Origin of the sequence: Sphingomonas sp. YR710, from assembly GCF_900101455.1 — a bacterium.
Taxonomy (GTDB): Bacteria; Pseudomonadota; Alphaproteobacteria; order Sphingomonadales; family Sphingomonadaceae; genus Rhizorhabdus.
Genome location: NZ_FMZJ01000039.1, coordinates 1 through 2,491, shown reverse-complemented (window position 1 = coordinate 2,491; position 2,491 = coordinate 1). Strand labels below are relative to the sequence as shown.

Genomic DNA, 2,491 nt, shown 5'->3' with positions numbered 1-2,491 from the left:
TGTTGATTGCCGCTGAGAAGTGACCCGGGAAGGCCAGTAATTTCCACCGAGAATTGACCCATGTTTGAACACGTCCCTGGCTTTGAGCGGGGGGACCATGGAGTGTTGGACATGGCATTATTGAGCGTCATCCGGCGCTGGCATTACCGCGATAATCTATCGATCCGCGAGATTGCCAAGCGCACCGGTCTATCCCGTAACACCATTCGTAAATATCTGCGGTCGGACACAGTCGAGCCACAGTTCAAGGTGCCTGAGCGGCCGAGCAAGCTGGACCCGTTTGTCGAGCGGCTAATAGCTTGGCTCAGACGAGAGATGGGTCGCTCGCGCAAGCAGAAGCGCACGGTCAAGCAGATGCATGCCGATCTGATGAGCCTCGGCTTTGACGGTTCTTATGGTCGTGTCGCAGCTTTTGCCCGGGGCTGGCGTGATGATTATCGCCGCCAGCAGCAGATGAGCGGCAAAGGCACTTTCGTGCCGCTGTCGTTCGCGCCGGGTGAGGCGTTCCAGTTTGACTGGAGCGAGGACTGGGCGATCATCGACGGCGTGCGCACCAAACTGCAGGTAGCGCACTTCAAGCTCAGCTATAGCCGGGCCTTCTTCGTACGGGCCTATCTCCTGCAGACACACGAGATGCTGTTCGATGCCCATAATCACGCGTTCCGCGTGCTGGGCGGCGTGCCGCGGCGGGGCATCTACGACAATATGCGCACCGCGGTCGACAAGGTCGGGCGCGGCAAGGATCGGACCGTCAACGCCCGCTTTCTGACGATGGTCAGCCATTACCTCTATGAGGCCGAGTTCTGTAATCCGGCAGCAGGCTGGGAGAAGGGTCAGGTCGAGAAGAACGTGCAGGATGCGCGCCATCGTCTGTGGCAGCCCGTCCCCCAGACCGAGACTCTCGATGCCCTGAACCTGTGGCTGGAGGAACGCTGCAAGACGCTGTGGCAGGAGATCCCGCATGGGATCGAGCCGGGCTCTGTCGCCGATGCCTGGGCCGACGAGGTGGCAAGCCTGATGCCGACGGGCAGGCCGTTCGACGGCTTTGTGGAGTATGGCAAGCGGGTCTCTCCGACCTGCCTCGTCCATCTGGAGCGCAACCGCTACAGCGTGCCGGCCTCCTTTGCCAACCGCCCCGTCAGCCTGCGGCTCTATCCGGACCGCTTTCTGGTGGTCGCCGAGGGACAGTTGCTGTGCGAGCATCAGCGGATCATCGATCGATCCCACGACAGGCCAGGGCGCACCATTTATGATTGGCGCCATTATCTGGCGGTCATCCAGCGCAAGCCTGGCGCTCTGCGCAACGGTGCACCGTTCCTCGAACTGCCCGATCCCTTCCAGCGGTTGCAGCGCCATCTGCTGAGGTCTCCTGGCGGCGACCGGGAGATGGTCGAGATCCTGGCCCTGGTCCTCCATCATGACGAGCAGGCCGTGCTGACGGCCGTCACGATGGCGTTGGAGGCCGGCGTTCCGACCAAGACCCATATCCTCAACCTGCTGCACCGGCTGCTTGACGTCAAGCCGCTGACGACACCGCCGATCACAGCGCCCCAGGCGTTGAGACTGGTCAGCGAGCCCCTTGCCAATGTGGAACGCTACGATGCCTTGCGCGGGGAGAGCCGCCATGCGTCATGACCCCGCCAGCGGCGCCATCATCGTCATGCTGCGTAGTCTCAAGATGCACGGCATGGCACACGCCGTCACCGATCTCATGGAGCAGGGTGCGCCGGCGTTCGATGCGGCCATCCCAATCCTGTCCCAGCTCCTGAAGGCGGAGACCGCCGAACGGGAGGTACGATCGGTCTCCTACCAACTCAAGATCGCGAGGTTCCCGGCCTATCGCGATCTGGCGGGCTTCGACTTCGCCAGCAGCGAGATCAACGAGGCGCTGGTCCGCCAGCTCCACCGCTGCGAATTTGCGGACGTGGCCGACAATATCGTGCTGGTCGGCGGCCCCGGCACTGGCAAGACGCACATCGCCACGGCGCTGGGCGTCCAGGCCATCGAGCATCATCGCAAACGAGTCCGGTTCTTCTCGACGGTCGAACTGGTCAACGCCCTCGAACAGGAGAAGGCACAAGGGAAAGCCGGCCAGATCGCCGGCAGGCTCGCCTACTCCGATCTCGTGATCCTCGACGAGCTGGGCTACCTGCCGTTCAGCGCCTCAGGCGGCGCGTTGCTGTTCCATCTGCTGAGCAAGCTTTACGAGCGCACCAGCGTCATCATCACGACCAACCTCAGCTTCAGCGAATGGGCCACCGTGTTCGGTGATGCCAAGATGACCACCGCGCTCCTCGATCGGCTCACCCATCACTGCCACATCCTGGAAACCGGCAACGACAGCTTCCGGTTCAAGAACAGCTCGGCTCAGCAGCCCAAAGCCAGAAAGGAGAAAACCCCGTCTTGACCCACCAATGACATCCGAAACATAATCGCAAGGTGGGTCACTTCTCGATGAAAACCCCGGGTCACTTCTCAGCAGCAATCAACA

Annotated in this window: 2 protein-coding genes; both read left to right on the top strand. The window is 61.9% G+C overall.

Annotated features, from left to right (window positions below; translation table 11 throughout):
• Positions 1–111 precede the first annotated feature (111 nt).
• On the top strand, positions 112–1,635 hold the full coding sequence (gene istA, locus BLS13_RS20155; RefSeq protein WP_093454814.1) for an IS21 family transposase: 1,524 nt from the start codon (positions 112–114) through the stop codon (positions 1,633–1,635).
• The gene (gene istB, locus BLS13_RS20150) at positions 1,625–2,407 is read left to right on the top strand and encodes an IS21-like element helper ATPase IstB (protein ID WP_093454813.1); all 783 of its coding nucleotides are present in this window, start codon (positions 1,625–1,627) and stop codon (positions 2,405–2,407) included. Before istA ends, istB begins: the two co-directional genes overlap by 11 nt.
• The last annotated feature ends 84 nt before the right edge of the window (positions 2,408–2,491 follow it).